The 16,142-nt window shown below is 54.3% G+C and carries 17 protein-coding genes and 1 riboswitch; of the genes, 9 read left to right on the top strand and 8 right to left on the bottom strand.

From position 1 onward, the window contains the following. The first annotated feature begins 137 nt into the window (after nt 1-137). Genes cecR through E4Z61_RS00935 form a run of 5 tightly spaced genes read left to right on the top strand, consistent with a single transcriptional unit; the run spans nt 138 to nt 5,779 of the window. The gene (cecR, locus tag E4Z61_RS00955; protein ID WP_135321122.1) at nt 138-815 is read left to right on the top strand and encodes a transcriptional regulator CecR; all 678 of its coding nucleotides are present in this window, start codon (nt 138-140) and stop codon (nt 813-815) included. Further along, on the top strand, nt 812-1,807 hold the full coding sequence (gene hlyD, locus E4Z61_RS00950) for a secretion protein HlyD (protein WP_135321121.1): 996 nt from the start codon (nt 812-814) through the stop codon (nt 1,805-1,807). The genes cecR and hlyD overlap by 4 nt, the downstream gene beginning before the upstream one ends. Beyond that, nucleotides 1,800-3,536: an ATP-binding cassette domain-containing protein gene (locus tag E4Z61_RS00945; protein WP_135321120.1), complete on the top strand. Its 1,737-nt coding sequence runs from the start codon at nt 1,800-1,802 to the stop codon at nt 3,534-3,536. The genes hlyD and E4Z61_RS00945 overlap by 8 nt, the downstream gene beginning before the upstream one ends. After that, nucleotides 3,529-4,662, top strand: coding sequence for an ABC transporter permease (locus E4Z61_RS00940; RefSeq protein WP_135321119.1), 1,134 nt, complete (start codon nt 3,529-3,531; stop codon nt 4,660-4,662). The genes E4Z61_RS00945 and E4Z61_RS00940 overlap by 8 nt, the downstream gene beginning before the upstream one ends. Before the next feature lie 10 nt (nt 4,663-4,672). Continuing rightward, a complete protein-coding gene (locus E4Z61_RS00935; protein ID WP_096757769.1) occupies nt 4,673-5,779 on the top strand; it encodes an ABC transporter permease in 1,107 nt (368 codons plus the stop codon). Here E4Z61_RS00935 and E4Z61_RS00930 read toward each other — a convergent pair. Next, entirely contained in the window at nt 5,741-6,151 is a 411-nt protein-coding gene (locus E4Z61_RS00930) for a YbhQ family protein (RefSeq protein WP_135321118.1), read from the bottom strand. The genes E4Z61_RS00935 and E4Z61_RS00930 overlap by 39 nt on opposite strands. Before the next feature lie 130 nt (nt 6,152-6,281). Here E4Z61_RS00930 and E4Z61_RS00925 point away from each other — a divergent pair, with 130 nt between their 5' ends. From E4Z61_RS00925 to E4Z61_RS00915, 3 genes are read left to right on the top strand one after another with little or no spacing between them, the layout of a single operon-like run. Next, the gene (locus tag E4Z61_RS00925; RefSeq protein WP_135321117.1) at nt 6,282-7,043 is read left to right on the top strand and encodes an endonuclease/exonuclease/phosphatase family protein; all 762 of its coding nucleotides are present in this window, start codon (nt 6,282-6,284) and stop codon (nt 7,041-7,043) included. Further along, nucleotides 7,040-8,281 carry a cardiolipin synthase ClsB gene (gene clsB, locus E4Z61_RS00920; RefSeq protein WP_135321116.1) on the top strand — a complete coding sequence of 414 codons (1,242 nt, stop codon included), beginning with the start codon at nt 7,040-7,042 and terminating at the stop codon, nt 8,279-8,281. The genes E4Z61_RS00925 and clsB overlap by 4 nt, the downstream gene beginning before the upstream one ends. Next, entirely contained in the window at nt 8,281-9,243 is a 963-nt protein-coding gene (locus E4Z61_RS00915; protein ID WP_135321115.1) for a lysylphosphatidylglycerol synthase domain-containing protein, read from the top strand. Before clsB ends, E4Z61_RS00915 begins: the two co-directional genes overlap by 1 nt. A gap of 39 nt (nt 9,244-9,282) precedes the next feature. Here E4Z61_RS00915 and E4Z61_RS00910 read toward each other — a convergent pair whose 3' ends face one another. The 6 genes from E4Z61_RS00910 to moaA all read right to left on the bottom strand — a co-directional run bounded on the left by E4Z61_RS00910 (nt 9,283) and on the right by moaA (nt 12,733). After that, nucleotides 9,283-9,987, bottom strand: coding sequence for a Bax inhibitor-1/YccA family protein (locus E4Z61_RS00910; protein WP_040230421.1), 705 nt, complete (start codon nt 9,985-9,987; stop codon nt 9,283-9,285). 44 nt (nt 9,988-10,031) lie between these two features. Beyond that, the gene (moaE, locus tag E4Z61_RS00905; protein ID WP_135321114.1) at nt 10,032-10,484 is read right to left on the bottom strand and encodes a molybdopterin synthase catalytic subunit MoaE; all 453 of its coding nucleotides are present in this window, start codon (nt 10,482-10,484) and stop codon (nt 10,032-10,034) included. 1 nt (nt 10,485) lies between these two features. Then, the gene (gene moaD, locus E4Z61_RS00900; protein WP_135321113.1) at nt 10,486-10,731 is read right to left on the bottom strand and encodes a molybdopterin synthase sulfur carrier subunit; all 246 of its coding nucleotides are present in this window, start codon (nt 10,729-10,731) and stop codon (nt 10,486-10,488) included. After that, nucleotides 10,724-11,209, bottom strand: coding sequence for a cyclic pyranopterin monophosphate synthase MoaC (gene moaC, locus E4Z61_RS00895; RefSeq protein WP_096757777.1), 486 nt, complete (start codon nt 11,207-11,209; stop codon nt 10,724-10,726). The genes moaD and moaC overlap by 8 nt, the downstream gene beginning before the upstream one ends. A gap of 2 nt (nt 11,210-11,211) precedes the next feature. After that, nucleotides 11,212-11,724 carry a molybdenum cofactor biosynthesis protein B gene (gene moaB, locus E4Z61_RS00890; protein WP_135321112.1) on the bottom strand — a complete coding sequence of 171 codons (513 nt, stop codon included), beginning with the start codon at nt 11,722-11,724 and terminating at the stop codon, nt 11,212-11,214. 19 nt (nt 11,725-11,743) lie between these two features. Continuing rightward, nucleotides 11,744-12,733 (bottom strand): GTP 3',8-cyclase MoaA, encoded by a 990-nt coding sequence (moaA, locus tag E4Z61_RS00885; RefSeq protein WP_135321111.1) that lies wholly within the window; start codon nt 12,731-12,733, stop codon nt 11,744-11,746. Next, a riboswitch (molybdenum cofactor riboswitch) is annotated at nt 12,721-12,866 on the bottom strand. It overlaps the preceding gene by 13 nt. 265 nt (nt 12,867-13,131) lie before the next feature. On the opposite strand from moaA, the gene yvcK reads away from it, so the two are divergent. Beyond that, nucleotides 13,132-14,040 carry a uridine diphosphate-N-acetylglucosamine-binding protein YvcK gene (gene yvcK, locus E4Z61_RS00880; RefSeq protein ID WP_135321110.1) on the top strand — a complete coding sequence of 303 codons (909 nt, stop codon included), beginning with the start codon at nt 13,132-13,134 and terminating at the stop codon, nt 14,038-14,040. Between the two features lie 52 nt (nt 14,041-14,092). On the opposite strand, the gene uvrB is transcribed toward yvcK, so the two are convergent. Beyond that, entirely contained in the window at nt 14,093-16,114 is a 2,022-nt protein-coding gene (gene uvrB, locus E4Z61_RS00875) for an excinuclease ABC subunit UvrB (RefSeq protein WP_135321109.1), read from the bottom strand. Nucleotides 16,115-16,142: the final 28 nt, after the last annotated feature.

Below are 16,142 nucleotides of genomic sequence, written 5' to 3'. Positions count from 1 at the left end.
GGAGTGTAGCAGTTTTTGTGATGTACCGCATAAATTATCCCGCCAGCCGCGAAAAACAAAATAAGCTACCAGACTAGACAAGTGCAGATATCAGTCATAATCTTAATCAATCGATTGATTAATAATTTGGCCACGCCATGAATACATCCACCATGACAACCAAAGGTGAACAGGCAAAGAACCAGCTTATTGCCGCTGCGCTGGCACAGTTTGGTGAATATGGCCTGCATGCCACCACGCGTGATATTGCCGCCCAGGCCGGACAGAACATCGCCGCGATTACCTACTATTTTGGGTCAAAAGAGGATTTATATCTCGCCTGCGCCCAGTGGATTGCGGATTTTATCGGTTCACAGTTTCGCCCCCACGCTGAAGAAGCCGAGCGCCTGTTTGCCCAACCAGAGCCGGACCGGGCCGCCATGCGCGAACTGATCCTCCGCGCCTGCAAAAACATGATCATGTTATTAACCCAAGACGATACGGTTAACCTTAGCAAGTTTATCTCACGCGAACAGCTCTCACCCACCGCAGCCTATCAACTGGTGCACGACCAGGTGATTAACCCGTTGCACAGCCACCTGACCCGCCTGATTGCTGCCTATACGGGTCGCGATGCCAGTGATACCCAAATGATCCTGCACACCCACGCCATACTGGGTGAGGTGCTGGCTTTCCGTCTGGGGAAAGAAACCATTCTGCTGCGCACGGGCTGGTCACAATTTGATGAGGATAAAACCGCACTGATTAACCAAACGATCACCTGTCACATTGATCTTATTCTGCAAGGTTTAACGCAAAGGAGTCTGGAGTCATGAAAAAACCTGTCGTTCTCGGGCTGGTTATCGCGGCCCTCGTTGCCGTGATTGCCGGTGGAACGTGGTGGTATCAAAGCCAACAAGATAACGGCCTGACCCTGTACGGCAACGTCGATATCCGCAGCGTCAATTTAAGTTTTCGCGTAGGCGGCAGGCTGGCCTCGCTGGCGGTTGACGAAGGCGATGCGATTACCGCCGGTCAGGTACTGGGCGAACTGGACCATGCGCCGTACGAAAACGCACTGATGCAGGCTAAAGCCAACGTTGCCGCCGCGCAGGCGCAGTATGACCTGATGCTGGCAGGGTATCGTGCAGAAGAGATCGCGCAAACCGCGGCGGCCGTGAAACAGGCGCAGGCGGCGTATGACTACGCGCAGAACTTTTATAATCGCCAGCTAGGATTGTGGAAAAGCCGCACCATCTCCGCCAACGATCTGGAAAATGCCCGTTCATCACGTGACCAGGCGCTGGCGACGCTGAAATCTGCGCAGGATAAACTCAGTCAGTACCGTAGTGGTAATCGTCCGCAGGATATCGCCCAGGCGAAAGCGACCCTCGAACAGGCCCAGGCACAACTGGCGCAGGCTGAACTCGATCTGCATGACACCACGCTGACTTCCCCGTCTGACGGCACGCTGCTTACCCGTGCGGTCGAGCCCGGCAGTATGCTGAACGCAGGAGGCACAGTGCTGACGCTGTCGCTTACCCGACCGGTCTGGGTTCGCGCCTATGTTGACGAACGCAATCTAAGCCAGGCGCAGCCGGGCCGCGAGATTCTGCTCTACACCGATGGCCGGCCGGACAAACCGTACCACGGTCAAATCGGCTTTGTATCACCCACAGCAGAGTTCACCCCGAAAACAGTGGAGACACCGGACCTGCGCACCGATCTGGTGTATCGCCTGCGTATTGTGGTGACCGATGCTGACGACGCGCTACGTCAAGGGATGCCGGTGACGGTGAAGTTCGGTGACGAGGCGCGGCATGAATGACGCAGTCATTACCCTTAACGGGCTGGTTAAGCGCTTCGCCGGGATGGAAAAACCGGCAGTCGCCCCGCTCAACTGCACGATTCACGCAGGCTATGTCACCGGTCTGGTAGGTCCTGACGGCGCAGGGAAAACCACGCTGATGCGGATGCTGGCGGGTCTGTTGAAACCGGACGACGGCAGCGCGACGGTGATTGGCTTTGATCCGATCGTTAACGACAGCGCCCTGCATGCGGTACTGGGTTATATGCCGCAGAAATTCGGCCTGTATGAAGATTTGACCGTCATGGAGAACCTCAATCTCTATGCCGATTTACGCAGCGTGACCGGTGAAGCGCGGGAAAAAACCTTTGCCCGCCTGCTGGAATTCACTTCGCTGGGGCCATTTACCGGGCGTCTGGCGGGCAAACTCTCCGGCGGGATGAAGCAAAAGCTAGGCCTTGCCTGTACGCTGGTCGGTGAGCCTAAAGTGCTGCTGCTGGATGAGCCGGGCGTGGGCGTCGACCCAATCTCCCGCCGCGAGCTGTGGCAAATGGTGCATGAACTGGCCGGGGATGGCATGCTGATCCTCTGGAGTACCTCGTATCTGGATGAAGCCGAGCAGTGCCGTGATGTGCTGCTGATGAACGAGGGTGAATTGTTATATCAGGGCGATCCGACTCAGCTCACGCAAACCATGGCGGGGCGTAGTTTTTTAATGAGCAGCCCGCAGGAAAATAACCGCAAACTGCTACAACGCACGCTCAAACTGCCGCAGGTCAGCGACGGCATGATTCAGGGGAAATCTGTTCGCCTGATCCTGAAAAAAGAGGCTACGGCGGAGGATATTCGCCAGGCTCAAGGCATGCCGGAAATCACCATCACCAGCACCGCCCCGCGCTTTGAAGATGCATTTATTGATTTACTCGGCGGTGCGGGAACGTCTGAATCTCCACTGGGCGCTATCCTGCATACCGTGGAAGGTACAGCGGGTGAAACGGTGATTGAAGCCAAAGCGCTGACCAAAAAATTTGGTGATTTTGCCGCCACCGACCATGTGGACTTTGCCGTGCAGCGCGGTGAGATTTTTGGCCTGTTAGGTCCCAACGGTGCGGGCAAGTCGACCACCTTTAAAATGATGTGCGGCCTGCTGGTCCCCACCTCCGGTAAGGCACTAGTGCTGGATATGGACCTGAAAGTCAGTTCAGGGAAAGCACGCCAGCATCTGGGCTATATGGCACAGAAATTCTCTCTCTACGGCAACCTGACGGTTGAACAGAATCTGCGCTTTTTCTCCGGCGTCTACGGCCTGCGCGGTCGGGCGCAGAAAGACAAAATCGATCGTATGAGCGAGGCGTTCGGTCTGAAAAGCATCGCTTCCCACGCCACCGACGAACTGCCGCTAGGTTTTAAGCAGCGGCTGGCACTGGCCTGCTCGCTGATGCATGAACCCGATATTCTGTTCCTCGATGAACCGACCTCCGGGGTCGATCCCCTCACCCGTCGGGAGTTCTGGCTGCATATCAACAGCATGGTGGAGAAAGGCGTGACGGTGATGGTCACCACCCACTTTATGGACGAAGCGGAATATTGTGACCGTATCGGACTGGTGTACCGTGGCAAGCTGATTGCCAGCGGCACGCCGGATGACCTGAAGGCGCAAGCCGCCGATAATGATACGCCGGACCCAACCATGGAGCAGGCGTTTATCACGCTTATCAATGACTGGGATAAGGAGCATGCGCATGAGTAATCACTCTCTTTCATGGCGACGCGTGCGTGCATTGTGCATTAAAGAAACGCGGCAGATCGTGCGCGATCCCAGTAGCTGGCTGATTGCCGTGGTGATCCCACTGCTGTTGCTGTTTATCTTCGGCTACGGCATTAACCTCGACTCCAGCAAGCTTCGGGTGGGGATTTTACTCGAACAACAAAGCGAAGAAGCGCTGGATTTTACTCATACCATGACCGGCTCTCCGTATATTGACGCCACCATCAGTGATAACCGCCAGGAATTGGTTGAGAAGATGCAGGCCGGGCGCATTCGCGGGCTGGTGGTGATCCCGGTGGACTTTGCCCAGCAGATGGCGCGGCCAAACGACATTGCGCCCATTCAGGTGATCACCGATGGCAGCGAACCGAATACTGCCAACTTTGTGCAGGGTTATGTCGAAGGCATCTGGCAGATTTGGCAAAAACAGCGGGCAGAAGATCGCGGGGAATCGTTCGAGCCGTTGATCGACGTGCAAACCCGCTACTGGTTTAACCCGGCAGCAATCAGTCAGCACTTTATCATTCCAGGCGCAGTGACCATTATTATGACGGTCATCGGCGCGATCCTGACCTCATTAGTGGTCGCGCGTGAGTGGGAGCGCGGCACCATGGAAGCACTGCTGTCTACGGAAGTCACCCGCGTCGAATTACTGCTGTGTAAGCTGATCCCCTATTATTTTCTCGGCATGCTGGCGATGTTGCTGTGCATGCTGGTGTCGGTATTTATTCTTGGCGTGCCCTATCGCGGCTCGCTGCTGATCCTATTTTTTATCACCAGCCTGTTTCTGCTCAGTACGCTTGGTATGGGATTACTGATCTCCACCATCACCCGCAACCAGTTTAACGCCGCACAGGTCGCGTTAAACGCAGCGTTTTTGCCGTCGATTATGCTGTCGGGCTTTATCTTCCAGATAGACAGCATGCCCGCCATTATTCGCGCGGTGACCTATATCATTCCCGCACGCTATTTCGTCAGCACCTTGCAAAGCCTGTTTCTGGCGGGAAATATTCCGGTGGTGTTGATTATCAACGTGCTGTTTTTAATCGCTTCGGCGGTGATGTTTATTGGTCTGACGTGGCTTAAAACCAAACGTCGGCTAGATTAAGGGGACAGGCATGTTTCATCGTTTATGGACATTAATTCGCAAAGAGCTGCAATCGCTGTTACGCGAGCCGCAGACGCGAGCAATCCTGATTTTACCGGTGTTGATTCAGGTCATCCTGTTTCCGTTTGCGGCAACGTTAGAAGTGACCAACGCCACCATCGCCATCTATAACGAAGACAACGGCAAACATTCGGTGGAATTAACCCAGCGCTTTGCCCGCGCCAGTGCCTTTACTCATATCCTACTGCTGAAAAGCCCACAGGAGATCCAGCCCACTATCGACACGCAAAAGGCGCTGCTGCTGGTGCGCTTTCCAGCCGACTTTTCGCGTAATCTGGATACCTTCCAGCAGGCACCAATGCAGCTGATCCTTGACGGACGCAACTCCAACAGCGCGCAGATCGCGGCAAATTATCTGCAACAGATCGTCAAGGAATACCAGCAGGAGCTGATGGACGGTAAAGCGAAGCCGAACAACAGCGAACTGGTGGTACGTAACTGGTATAACCCGAACCTGGATTACAAATGGTTCGTCGTTCCGTCGCTGATCGCCATGATCACCACCATCGGTGTGATGATCGTCACTTCGCTGTCAGTGGCCCGTGAACGTGAGCAAGGCACGCTGGATCAGCTATTGGTTTCTCCGCTCACGACCTGGCAAATATTCATTGGCAAAGCCGTGCCCGCGCTGATCGTAGCCACCTTTCAGGCCACCATTGTGCTGGCGATTGGCATCTGGGCTTATCACATTCCGTTTGCCGGTTCACTGGGTTTGTTCTACTTTACGATGGTGATTTACGGGCTGTCGCTGGTGGGCTTTGGTCTGCTGATTTCATCGCTGTGTTCAACACAGCAGCAGGCGTTTATCGGTGTGTTCGTCTTTATGATGCCAGCGATTTTGCTGTCAGGGTACGTCTCTCCGGTCGAAAATATGCCGGTCTGGCTGCAGAATCTGACATGGATAAACCCAATCCGCCACTTTACGGATATCACGAAACAGATTTACCTGAAGGATGCGAGTCTGAAGATTGTCTGGGGAAGTTTGTGGCCGCTGTTGGTGATAGCGGCCACGACCGGGTCAGCGGCGTATGCGATGTTTAGACGCAAAGTGATGTAGTTTTTTGTCTTTCGCCAGCAGCGAAATCACCGCGGGTCCGGCAAGGACAGCCAGCCCCGCCAACGCCAGTAAGACGTTGTTTTGCAGTACGCGGGACAGCAGCCACAGTACGATCATTGCCGCACCGAAATACCACGTGGTAGTCAGTTCTTCCAGTACGTCGGCGACATCACGCCAGCGCTGTTCATGATGACGCTGCAACGCCAGCATTAATAAAACCGTGACGCCGTAAACGACGCATAATCCCAGGCCGACGCGCACCAGCGTGCCGCTCATCCAGCCCATTACCAGCAATGCCACTACCAGTAAATGCAACACAATCTGCCAGCAACTAAGACCTGTTGCGACACGAACACGTTGTTGCCACTTCATGGCTTTTCTCCTGAAGGATCTTTAACTAATTATTCAGAGTACCGGACTTTACGGAAAATTCCGTAACACCGCACCCTTTTGTGACGCCTACTACACTATTTAAAAGAAAAATGACGCCGACAGGAGACCTATGGCCGAACCAGCAGATCGATTTTCATTCAATGTGCTCACAATTAATACCCACAAAGGTTTTACCGCCTTTAATAAGCGATTTATTTTGCCTGAGCTACGGGACGCCGTCAGGTCAGTCGGCGCAGACATTGTATGCCTGCAGGAAGTGATGGGCGCGCATGCGGTTCATTCCCTGCACGTGGAAAACTGGCCCGATACCACACACTACGAATTTCTCGCAGATACCATGTGGCGCGATTTTGCCTACGGACGCAATGCCGTTTACCCGCAGGGGCATCACGGCAACGCGGTCCTGTCGCGCTATCCCATTGAACATTATGAAAATCACGATGTATCAGTCGGGAGCACTGAAAAGCGCGGCGTGCTTTACTGCCGCATCGTGCCGCCAATGCTCCCTCACCCGATTCATGTGATGTGTGTGCATCTCGGTTTGCGTGAGGCCCATCGCCAGGCGCAGTTGACCATGCTGGCGGATTGGGTCAATGCCTTGCCGGACGCAGAGCCCGTAGTGGTGGCCGGTGATTTCAACGACTGGCGACAAACAGCCAATTATCCGTTGAAAGTTCAAGCTGGTCTTGACGAGATTTTTACCCGTGCCCACGGACGCCCGGCGCGAACCTTTCCGGTGCGTTTTCCGCTACTGCGCCTCGACAGGATCTATGTGAAAAACGCCAATGCCAGTACCCCAACGGCGTTGGCGCTGCGTCACTGGCGACATTTGTCTGACCATGCCCCCCTGAGCGCGGAGATTCATTTATGAAATATGGCTGGCGTGAAGGCAATCAAATTCAACTACTGGAAAACGGCGACCAGTACTACCCCGCCGTCTTTAAGGCCATTGAGCAAGCGCAGCAAAAAATCATCCTCGAGACGTTTATCTGGTTTGAAGACGAGGTCGGAAAGCAACTTCATGCGGCGCTACTCAGTGCAGCTCAGCGTGGTGTCAAAGCCGAAGTGCTACTCGATGGCTACGGGTCACCGGACCTCAGCGATGGCTTTGTTGACGAACTCACCACAGCCGGTGTGGTTTTCCGCTATTACGATCCGCGCCCGCGTCTGTTCGGCATGCGCACCAACCTTTTTCGCCGGATGCACCGCAAAATTGTAGTGATTGACGATCGTGTCGCTTTTGTCGGCGGGATTAACTATTCCGCAGAGCATATGTCCGATTACGGCCCGGAGGCCAAGCAGGATTATGCCGTACGTATTGAAGGTCCTATCGTGGTAGACATCCTGACCTTTGTGCTAGAAAACCTGCCGGGGCAAAGCGCCGTGCGCCGCTGGTGGCGACGTCATCATCGGGCAATCGAAAATCGCCAGCCCGGCGAAGCGCAGGCGCTGTTTGTCTGGCGTGATAACGAAGAACATCGCGATGATATTGAACGCCATTATTTGAAAATGCTCACCCAGGCCAAACGCGAAGTGATCATTGCCAATGCTTATTTCTTCCCCGGTTATCGCCTTCTGCATGCACTACGCAAGGCGGCGAGGCGCGGTGTACGGGTAAAACTGATAGTGCAGGGAGAACCGGATATGCCAATTGTGAAAGTCGGCGCTCGCCTGCTGTACAACTATCTGGTGAAAGGCGGCGTACAGGTTTATGAATACCGTCGCAAACCCCTGCACGGCAAAGTTGCGCTAATGGACGATCACTGGGCAACGGTGGGCTCCAGCAACCTCGACCCGCTGAGCCTGTCGCTCAATCTGGAGGCAAACATCATTATTCATGACCGCGCGTTTAACCAGGTCCTGAGGGATAATCTGAACCCTATTATTGCCGAGGATTGTCAGCAGGTGAATGAGTCCATGTTGCCCAGGCGCACCTGGTGGAACCTGACCAAAAGCGTGCTGGCGTTCCACTTTTTACGCCACTTTCCGGCGCTGATCGGCTGGCTACCGGCGCATACACCGCACCTCACCGAGGTCGATCCGCCCGCGCAGCCAACCCTGGAAACGCAGAACCGTATTCAGACTGAGGATGCAGGAGGGAAACCCTGATGGCAAAAGCATCCCCGCGCTGGCGACTGGTAAAAAAGATCCTCACCTGGTTGTTTTTTATCGCGGTGATCGTGCTGCTGGTGGTTTATGCCTACAAGGTTAACTGGGAAGAGGTCTGGACGGTTATCCGTGATTACAACCGGCTCGTCCTGCTCAGCGCTATTGGTCTGGTGATCGTCAGCTATCTGCTGTATGGCTGTTATGATTTGCTCGGGCGCTATTACTGCGGACATAAGTTGGCAAAACGCCAGGTGATGCTGGTGTCGTTTATCTGTTATGCCTTTAACCTGACGTTAAGCACTTGGGTGGGCGGCATTGGTATGCGCTATCGACTCTATTACCGTCTCGGATTACCGGGCAGCACGATCACTCGCATTTTCTCACTCAGCATTACCACCAACTGGCTGGGCTATATTCTGCTGGGCGGATTTATTTTTACCTTCGGCGTCGTTCAACTGCCCGCGCACTGGTACATCGACGAGGGCACTCTGCGCATTCTGGGCGTGTCGCTGCTGCTGGTTATTGCTGTGTACCTATGGTGTTGCACCTTCGCCAAACATCGCCATCTTACGATTAAAGGGCAAAAACTGGTGCTGCCCTCCTGGAAATTTGCCCTCGCGCAAATGGCCATCTCCGGCACTAATTGGATGGTTATGGGGATGATTATCTGGCTGTTGCTGGGTCAGAATATCAACTATTTCTTCGTGCTGGGCGTGCTGCTGGTGAGCAGTATCGCCGGCGTTATCGTGCATATTCCGGCAGGGATCGGCGTACTGGAGGCAGTATTTATGGCGTTGCTGGCCGGAGAGAATATCTCGCAGGGTACGATCATCGCTGCCCTGCTTGCATATCGCATGCTCTATTATTTTATCCCGCTCCTGCTGGCGTTAATGAGCTATCTTCTGCTGGAGAGTCGGGCGAAAAAGCTGCGGGCAAAAAACGAAAAGGCGATGGCGAAATAATTCACCGGATGGCGGCTTACGCCATCCGGCAACAGATTATTAGCGGCGATTACCGAAAATACGCAGCAGCATCAGGAACAGGTTAATGAAGTCCAGATACAGCGTTAACGCCCCTAGGATCGCGTATTTACGCAGGTTGGAACTGTCGCGCAGGTCAATTTGCTCGCCGATATTTTTCAGCTTCTGCGTGTCATAGGCGGTCAGGCCAACAAACACTATCACCCCAATGTAGGTCACTGCCCACATCAGCGCTTCACTCTTCAGCCAGAAGTTAACCAGCGAGGCCAGTACAATACCGATCAACGCCATAAACAGCATATTGCCGAAGCCACTGAGATCGCGTTTGGTGGTGTAACCGTACAGGCTCATGATACCGAACATCCCGCCTGTAACCACAAAGGTGCTGGCGATTGACGAGTAGGTATAGACGATAAAGATGCTCGACAGCGTCAGCCCAGTTAATGCCGAATAGAGCATAAATAGCGTGGTGGCCATGCCGGCGCTAAGTTTTTGCACCATGCCGGAAAGGACAAACACCAGCGCAAGCTGGGCGATGATCAGCCCAAAGAAGGTGATTTTGCTGGAAAAGACAAACATCATCACCGCTGGCGTATTCGCCGCATACCAGGCAATAAACGCCGTCAGCAACAGCCCGCAGGTCATCCAGCCGTATACCTGCGCCATATAGGTTTGCAGGCCGGAACGGGCCTGCACAATAGAATCGGATCGTGGGAATCGGTCCATGACAATCTCCTGAATCAGTATGAGCCTAAAACAAGTGTACTACTCTACCAGCGTTTTGCCGCCTGCTTATCGCTGTCGCGGGCGTCGACCCAACGTTCGCCCTCCGGCGTAGCTTCGCGCTTCCAGAACGGTGCACGCGTTTTCAGGTAATCCATAATGAACTGCCCGGCCTCAAAGGCATTGCTGCGATGTGCGCTGGTCACACCAACGAAGACGATTTCATCGCCCGGCCACAGTTCACCAATACGGTGAATCACCGTCACGCGACCCAGCGGCCAGCGCTCACGCGCCTCAACGACGATTTCCGCCAGCGCTTTTTCGGTCATGCCAGGGTAATGCTCCAGCGTCAACGCCTGCACGCTGTCACCGAGATTGTGATTACGAACTTTACCGGTAAAAGTGACCACCGCGCCGTCTTCATCGCGCTCGGCAAGCCAGGGATATTCCTCCCCAACGCTGAACGGCGCATGCCCAACAACAATTCTCGTTTCAGCCATATCAGCCTCCGGTTACCGGTGGGAAGAAGGCCACTTCATCACCTGCATTGAGGGGATGGTCAAAACTCACCAGCGTCTGGTTTACGGCAGCCAACAGTTTGCCGTCTTCCAGCGCCAGCGACCAACGATCGCTTTGTGCTGCCAGATGCTGGCGCAGCGCTTCCACCGTCGGAAAATCGGCGACTACCTCTAACGCATCTGTATTCACCAGTTCTCGCACCTGGGCAAAGAAAAGCACCTTAATCATCTGCATCCACCTTAAAATCGCCCGATTTGCCGCCGCTTTTTGCCAGCAGGCGCACCGGACCAATCACCATATCCTTTTGTACTGCTTTGCACATATCGTAGATGGTCAGCGCCGCCACCGAGGCCGCCGTTAACGCTTCCATTTCGACGCCGGTTTTGCCGGTCAGTCGACACAGCGATTCAATGCGTACGCGGTTGTGTTCCGGCTCGGCGCGCAAATTGACTTCCACTTTGCTCAGCATCAGTGGGTGACACAGCGGGATAAGATCCCAGGTGCGTTTGGCGGCCTGGATACCGGCAATACGCGCCGTGGCAAAAACATCACCTTTATGGTGGCTACCATCGATAATCATCGCCAGCGTTTCACTGCGCATGGTGACGAAAGCTTCAGCGCGCGCCTCTCGTACGGTTTCTGCTTTGGCGGAGACATCCACCATGTGCGCTTCGCCAGCGGCGTTTATATGAGTCAGTTGCGACATACTTATTTCTTCAAATGTGGGTGAAAGTTACACGGACGCGTACGGGCATCAAGCTGCGGCGCAATGATATTTTCCCAAGCGGTACGACACGCTTTGGTCGACCCCGGCATGGCGAAAATCAGCGTTTTATTCGCTACCCCGGCAATCGCCCTGGATTGAAGCGTCGCGGTGCCAATCTCTTCAAATGAGAGCATACGGAACACTTCGCCAAAACCTTCGACCTCGCGGTCAAACAGCGGCAGCAGCGCTTCCGGTACCTGGTCACCGTCGGTCAACCCTGTGCCACCGGTAATCAGCACCACCTGCACATCGTCGCTGGCAATCCATGCAGAAACCTGGGCGCGGATCGTGTAACGGTTCTCTTTAACGATAGCCTTGTCGACCACCTGATGACCTGCCTCCAGCGCGGAGTCGCGCAGATAATGGCCGGAGGTATCGTCCTCTTCGCCACGACGACTGGAAACGGTAAGAATAGCAATGCGTGTCGGGATAAATTCAGCGCTTACCTGACTCATGAAAAACTCCTTTTAGCGATCAGCCGCCAATGTAAGATAAGTTTTGCGTAATACCGGTATTGTTCTGGTGCAGGAAATGAGTCTGCTTTTTCTCCAGCAGCGCGGCTGAGATACGCTCTTCCAGCGCAGGCTGCTGCGTATCATCTTCCAGTAAATCGCGCAGGCTGACCCCGCCGTCACCGAATAAACACAGATGCAGTTTGCCGACAGAAGAGACGCGCAGACGGTTGCAGGTGGCGCAGAAGTCTTTCTCATAAGGCATGATCAGACCGATTTCACCCGCATAGTCGGGATGACAGAAAACCTGCGCTGGACCGTCGCTACGCTGGCGTAACTGGTGGATCCAGCCGCGACGTAGCAGTTCATCGCGCAGTACCTGCCCGGAGATATGGTGTTTACGGAAGAGAGAGCTGCCCTCGCCGGTTTCCATCAATTCAATAAAGCGTAACTGAATCGGACGCGGCTGAATCCAGGCAAGAAAGGTGTCCAACTGATGGTGGTTTACATCGCGCATCAGCACGGTGTTCACTTTGACTTTCTCAAAACCGGCATCAAAGGCGGCATCAATGCCCGCCATCACCTGTTGAAATTTATCCTGCCCGGTAATGGCGTGAAACTGACGGGCATCAAGGCTATCAACGCTGACGTTCAGTGCCGTAAGTCCCGCATCACGCCAAGTGGCAGCATCCCGCGCCAGACGATAGCCGTTGGTGGTTACCGCAATCTGCCGGATGGTGTCATTTTCTCGCACGGCGGCGATGATGTCTGTAAAGTCGCGACGCAATGACGGTTCGCCCCCGGTCAGACGCACTTTTTCCGTTCCCAGACTGGCGAACGCACGCGTGACGCGGCGAATTTCATCAACGGTCAGAAAGCCGTTATTGGTGACCCCACCGGGCTTGTAGCCATCCGGCAGGCAGTAGGTGCAACGAAAGTTACACACATCGGTAATCGACAAACGTAAGTAGTAAAACTTACGTGCGAAAGCATCGGTAAGTTGAGAGCCCATGTACACCTTTCCAAATACGGGAGGCGAAGTCATTTCTTCCTGCGCCCTGGTGACAATCTGGTTTAAGCCTTGTCACGGCCAAAGCACCGTATCGTTCGACCCAGGTGCAGTGGCTAGAGTGTTATTGTGGTTATGCCGATACTAGCGTGTAAATAGCAGTTTTGCCATTTACACTTTCGCTATATAATCCTGTACATAGCGACATGATCGTGCAATTTCGCTACAGAATAAGCAAAAACCACAGTTTTGCATTGATATACATCATCTTGCTATCAGGTGGATGTTGTCAGAAAGGGGTAGATCGCAAAAATTTATTTTCTCGCAAGCCCGCTAGCTAATTGCTGAAAACCCACAATTTACGCTACTGTAACGTCGATCAATTGATATCAGGAATAACTATGCGTACTCGCACGCTGGCGGATCTGGATCGCGTTGTCGCTCTCGGCGGAGGGCATGGATTAGGACGCGTTCTCTCTTCACTTTCTCCTTTAGGTTCACGCCTGACAGGCATTGTCACCACTACCGATAACGGCGGTTCCACTGGGCGTATTCGCCGCTCCGAAGGCGGGATCGCTTGGGGAGACATGCGTAACTGTCTGAACCAGTTAATTACTCAGCCCAGCGTCGCATCCGCGATGTTTGAGTACCGTTTTGGCGGTAATGGCGAGCTTTCTGGGCATAACCTCGGAAATCTGATGTTAAAGGCGTTGGATCACCTGAGCGTGCGGCCTCTGGAGGCGATTAATTTAATTCGTAGCTTACTTAAAGTGGACGCGCATTTAATTCCGATGTCTGAGCTGCCGGTCGATTTGATGGCTATCGACGATCAGGGACATGAGGTGTATGGAGAAGTGAATATCGATCAGCTCACCATCCCACCTCAGGAGCTAATGCTGTCACCAAAAGTGCCGACCACGCGCGAAGCGGTAGAGGCTATCGCTGAAGCAGATTTGATTTTAATTGGGCCAGGCAGTTTTTACACCAGCCTGATGCCGATCCTACTACTCGACGAAATGGCGCAGGCCTTGCGACGCACATCGGCTCCGATGGTGTATATCGGCAATCTGGGGCGCGAATTAAGCCTGCCAGCCGCCAGCCTGACGCTTAGCGACAAGCTGACCATCATTGAACAGTACGTCGGGAAAAAAGTCATTGATGCGGTGGTTGTCGGGCCGAAAGTCGATGCTTCCACCGTTAGCAACCGCATTGTGATTCAGGACGTGCTGGAAGCCAGCGATATTCCGTATCGCCACGACCGCCAGCTGTTGCATAGCGCGCTGGAAAAAGCGGTACAGGCTTTGGGCTGAATGCATTAGGTATTGCCGGAAAACAGGGTAGCCCCCGTCATCCGGCCCCGAGTTAAGATGCCGCAATAAACAGCTCGCGCAGCTGATGTAGCTGGTCGCGGATTTGCGCGGCCTCTTCAAACTCCAGGTTCTGCGCGTGTTTCATCATCTGCCCTTCCAGCTCATGGATTTTCTGCTGCAGCGCCTTCGGCGTCATATCCAGTTCGACCACCTCGGACTTCGCACCTGAACGCGACTTACCTCGCCCCTTGGCTTTGGTCTTGGCAATATTTTGACCCAGCGCCAGAATGTCGACCACCTTCTTGTTCAGCCCCTGCGGGGTAATTCCATGCTCCTGGTTGTACTGATGCTGCTTCTCGCGACGGCGTTCTGTTTCGCTGATCGCCTTCGCCATCGATGCGGTAATTTTATCGCCGTAGAGAATCGCTTTGCCGTTAATGTTACGTGCCGCACGGCCAATGGTCTGGATTAGCGAGCGTTCAGAACGCAGGAACCCTTCTTTGTCGGCGTCGAGAATCGCCACCAGCGAGACCTCAGGCATGTCCAGACCTTCTCGTAACAGGTTGATGCCGACCAGCACATCAAACTCGCCCAGGCGCAGGTCACGAATGATTTCCATACGCTCCACGGTGTCGATGTCCGAGTGCAGGTAGCGCACCCGCTCGCCGTGCTCTTCAAGATATTCCGTGAGATCCTCCGCCATCCGCTTAGTCAGCGTCGTCACCAGCACACGTTCATTGATCGCCGAGCGGATACGAATTTCAGAAAGTAAATCATCCACCTGCGTCGCCACCGGACGCACTTCAATCACCGGATCCAGCAGGCCGGTCGGTCGTACCACCTGATCGACCACATCGTCGCCGGATTTCTCCAGCTCATAGTTGCCCGGCGTGGCGGAAACGTAGATAGTTTGCGGCGCCAGCGCTTCGAACTCTTCAAACTTCAGCGGGCGGTTATCCAGCGCCGACGGTAGACGGAACCCGTACTCAACCAGCGTCTCTTTTCTCGCCCGGTCGCCGCGATACATGCCGCCGATTTGCGGGATGGTGACGTGGGATTCATCGACCACCAGCAGGCCATCGGCGGGCAGGTAGTCAAACAGCGTCGGTGGCGGTTCGCCAGGCCCGCGCCCGGAGAGATAGCGGGAATAGTTTTCAATGCCCGAGCAGTAACCCAACTCGTTCATCATCTCCAGGTCGAACTGCGTACGCTGGCTTAAGCGCTGTTCTTCCAGTAACTTATTGTTAGCCAGCAGGTTTTTACGCCGATCTGCAAGTTCGACTTTAATTTCTTCCATCGCCTGTACAATGCGTTCGCGCGGCGTGACATAGTGCGTTTTAGGGTAGATGGTAAAACGCGGAATACTGGATTCAACCTGACCTGTCAGTGGGTCAAACAGCGACAAACGCTCCACCTCCTCATCAAACAGCTCCACGCGCAGCGCAATGTCGTCAGATTCTGCCGGGAAGATGTCGATCACCTCACCGCGCACGCGGAAAGTACCGCGCTGAAACGCCTGATCGTTGCGGGTATATTGCAGTTCCGCCAGCCGACGCAGAATCGCGCGTTGATCAATAATCATGCCGACCGTCAGGTGTAGCATCATTTTCAGATACAGGTCCGGGTCGCCCAGACCATAGATCGCGGAAACCGAGGCCACCACAATGACATCCCGACGCTCCAGCAGCGCCTTGGTCGCCGACAGTCGCATCTGCTCAATGTGTTCGTTGACCGACGCATCTTTCTCGATGAACGTGTCAGAACTCGGCACGTACGCTTCCGGCTGGTAATAGTCGTAGTAGGAGACAAAATACTCTACCGCGTTATCCGGGAAGAACTCTTTCATCTCGCCGTACAACTGGGCTGCCAGCGTCTTGTTGGGTGCCAGCACCATGGTCGGGCGCTGTAGGTCCGCAATGACGTTGGCAATGGTGAACGTTTTCCCCGATCCCGTTACGCCCAGCAGCGTCTGATGCGCCAGACCATCCTCCAGCCCTTCTTCCAGGCGACGAATCGCCTCAGGCTGATCGCCAGAGGGTTTAAAAGCGGAATTCAGTTTGAACGGTTTACTCATGAGCAGCTACCTGAAGCAATGGGCGGGC

This window comes from Citrobacter tructae, assembly GCF_004684345.1.
Taxonomy (GTDB): Bacteria; Pseudomonadota; Gammaproteobacteria; order Enterobacterales; family Enterobacteriaceae; genus Citrobacter; species Citrobacter tructae.
Note: the sequence above shows the minus strand (reverse complement) of the source record. Positions and strands in the feature narration are given on the sequence as shown.

Bases quoted from the DNA above. Each gene is read 5' to 3' on its own strand.
- E4Z61_RS00945 (WP_135321120.1), top strand. From the start codon at position 1,800: ATGAATGACGCAGTCATTACCCTTAACGGGCTGGTTAAGCGCTTCGCC.
- E4Z61_RS00940 (WP_135321119.1), top strand. From the start codon at position 3,529: ATGAGTAATCACTCTCTTTCATGGCGACGCGTGCGTGCATTGTGCATT.
- E4Z61_RS00935 (WP_096757769.1), top strand. From the start codon at position 4,673: ATGTTTCATCGTTTATGGACATTAATTCGCAAAGAGCTGCAATCGCTG.
- moaB (WP_135321112.1), bottom strand. From the start codon at position 11,724: ATGAGTCAGGTAAGCGCTGAATTTATCCCGACACGCATTGCTATTCTT.
- moaD (WP_135321113.1), bottom strand. From the start codon at position 10,731: ATGATTAAGGTGCTTTTCTTTGCCCAGGTGCGAGAACTGGTGAATACA.
- E4Z61_RS00925 (WP_135321117.1), top strand. From the start codon at position 6,282: ATGGCCGAACCAGCAGATCGATTTTCATTCAATGTGCTCACAATTAAT.
- moaE (WP_135321114.1), bottom strand. From the start codon at position 10,484: ATGGCTGAAACGAGAATTGTTGTTGGGCATGCGCCGTTCAGCGTTGGG.
- yvcK (WP_135321110.1), top strand. From the start codon at position 13,132: ATGCGTACTCGCACGCTGGCGGATCTGGATCGCGTTGTCGCTCTCGGC.
- moaA (WP_135321111.1), bottom strand. From the start codon at position 12,733: ATGGGCTCTCAACTTACCGATGCTTTCGCACGTAAGTTTTACTACTTA.
- E4Z61_RS00915 (WP_135321115.1), top strand. From the start codon at position 8,281: ATGGCAAAAGCATCCCCGCGCTGGCGACTGGTAAAAAAGATCCTCACC.
- cecR (WP_135321122.1), top strand. From the start codon at position 138: ATGAATACATCCACCATGACAACCAAAGGTGAACAGGCAAAGAACCAG.
- E4Z61_RS00930 (WP_135321118.1), bottom strand. From the start codon at position 6,151: ATGAAGTGGCAACAACGTGTTCGTGTCGCAACAGGTCTTAGTTGCTGG.
- uvrB (WP_135321109.1), bottom strand. From the start codon at position 16,114: ATGAGTAAACCGTTCAAACTGAATTCCGCTTTTAAACCCTCTGGCGAT.
- moaC (WP_096757777.1), bottom strand. From the start codon at position 11,209: ATGTCGCAACTGACTCATATAAACGCCGCTGGCGAAGCGCACATGGTG.
- clsB (WP_135321116.1), top strand. From the start codon at position 7,040: ATGAAATATGGCTGGCGTGAAGGCAATCAAATTCAACTACTGGAAAAC.
- E4Z61_RS00910 (WP_040230421.1), bottom strand. From the start codon at position 9,987: ATGGACCGATTCCCACGATCCGATTCTATTGTGCAGGCCCGTTCCGGC.
- hlyD (WP_135321121.1), top strand. From the start codon at position 812: ATGAAAAAACCTGTCGTTCTCGGGCTGGTTATCGCGGCCCTCGTTGCC.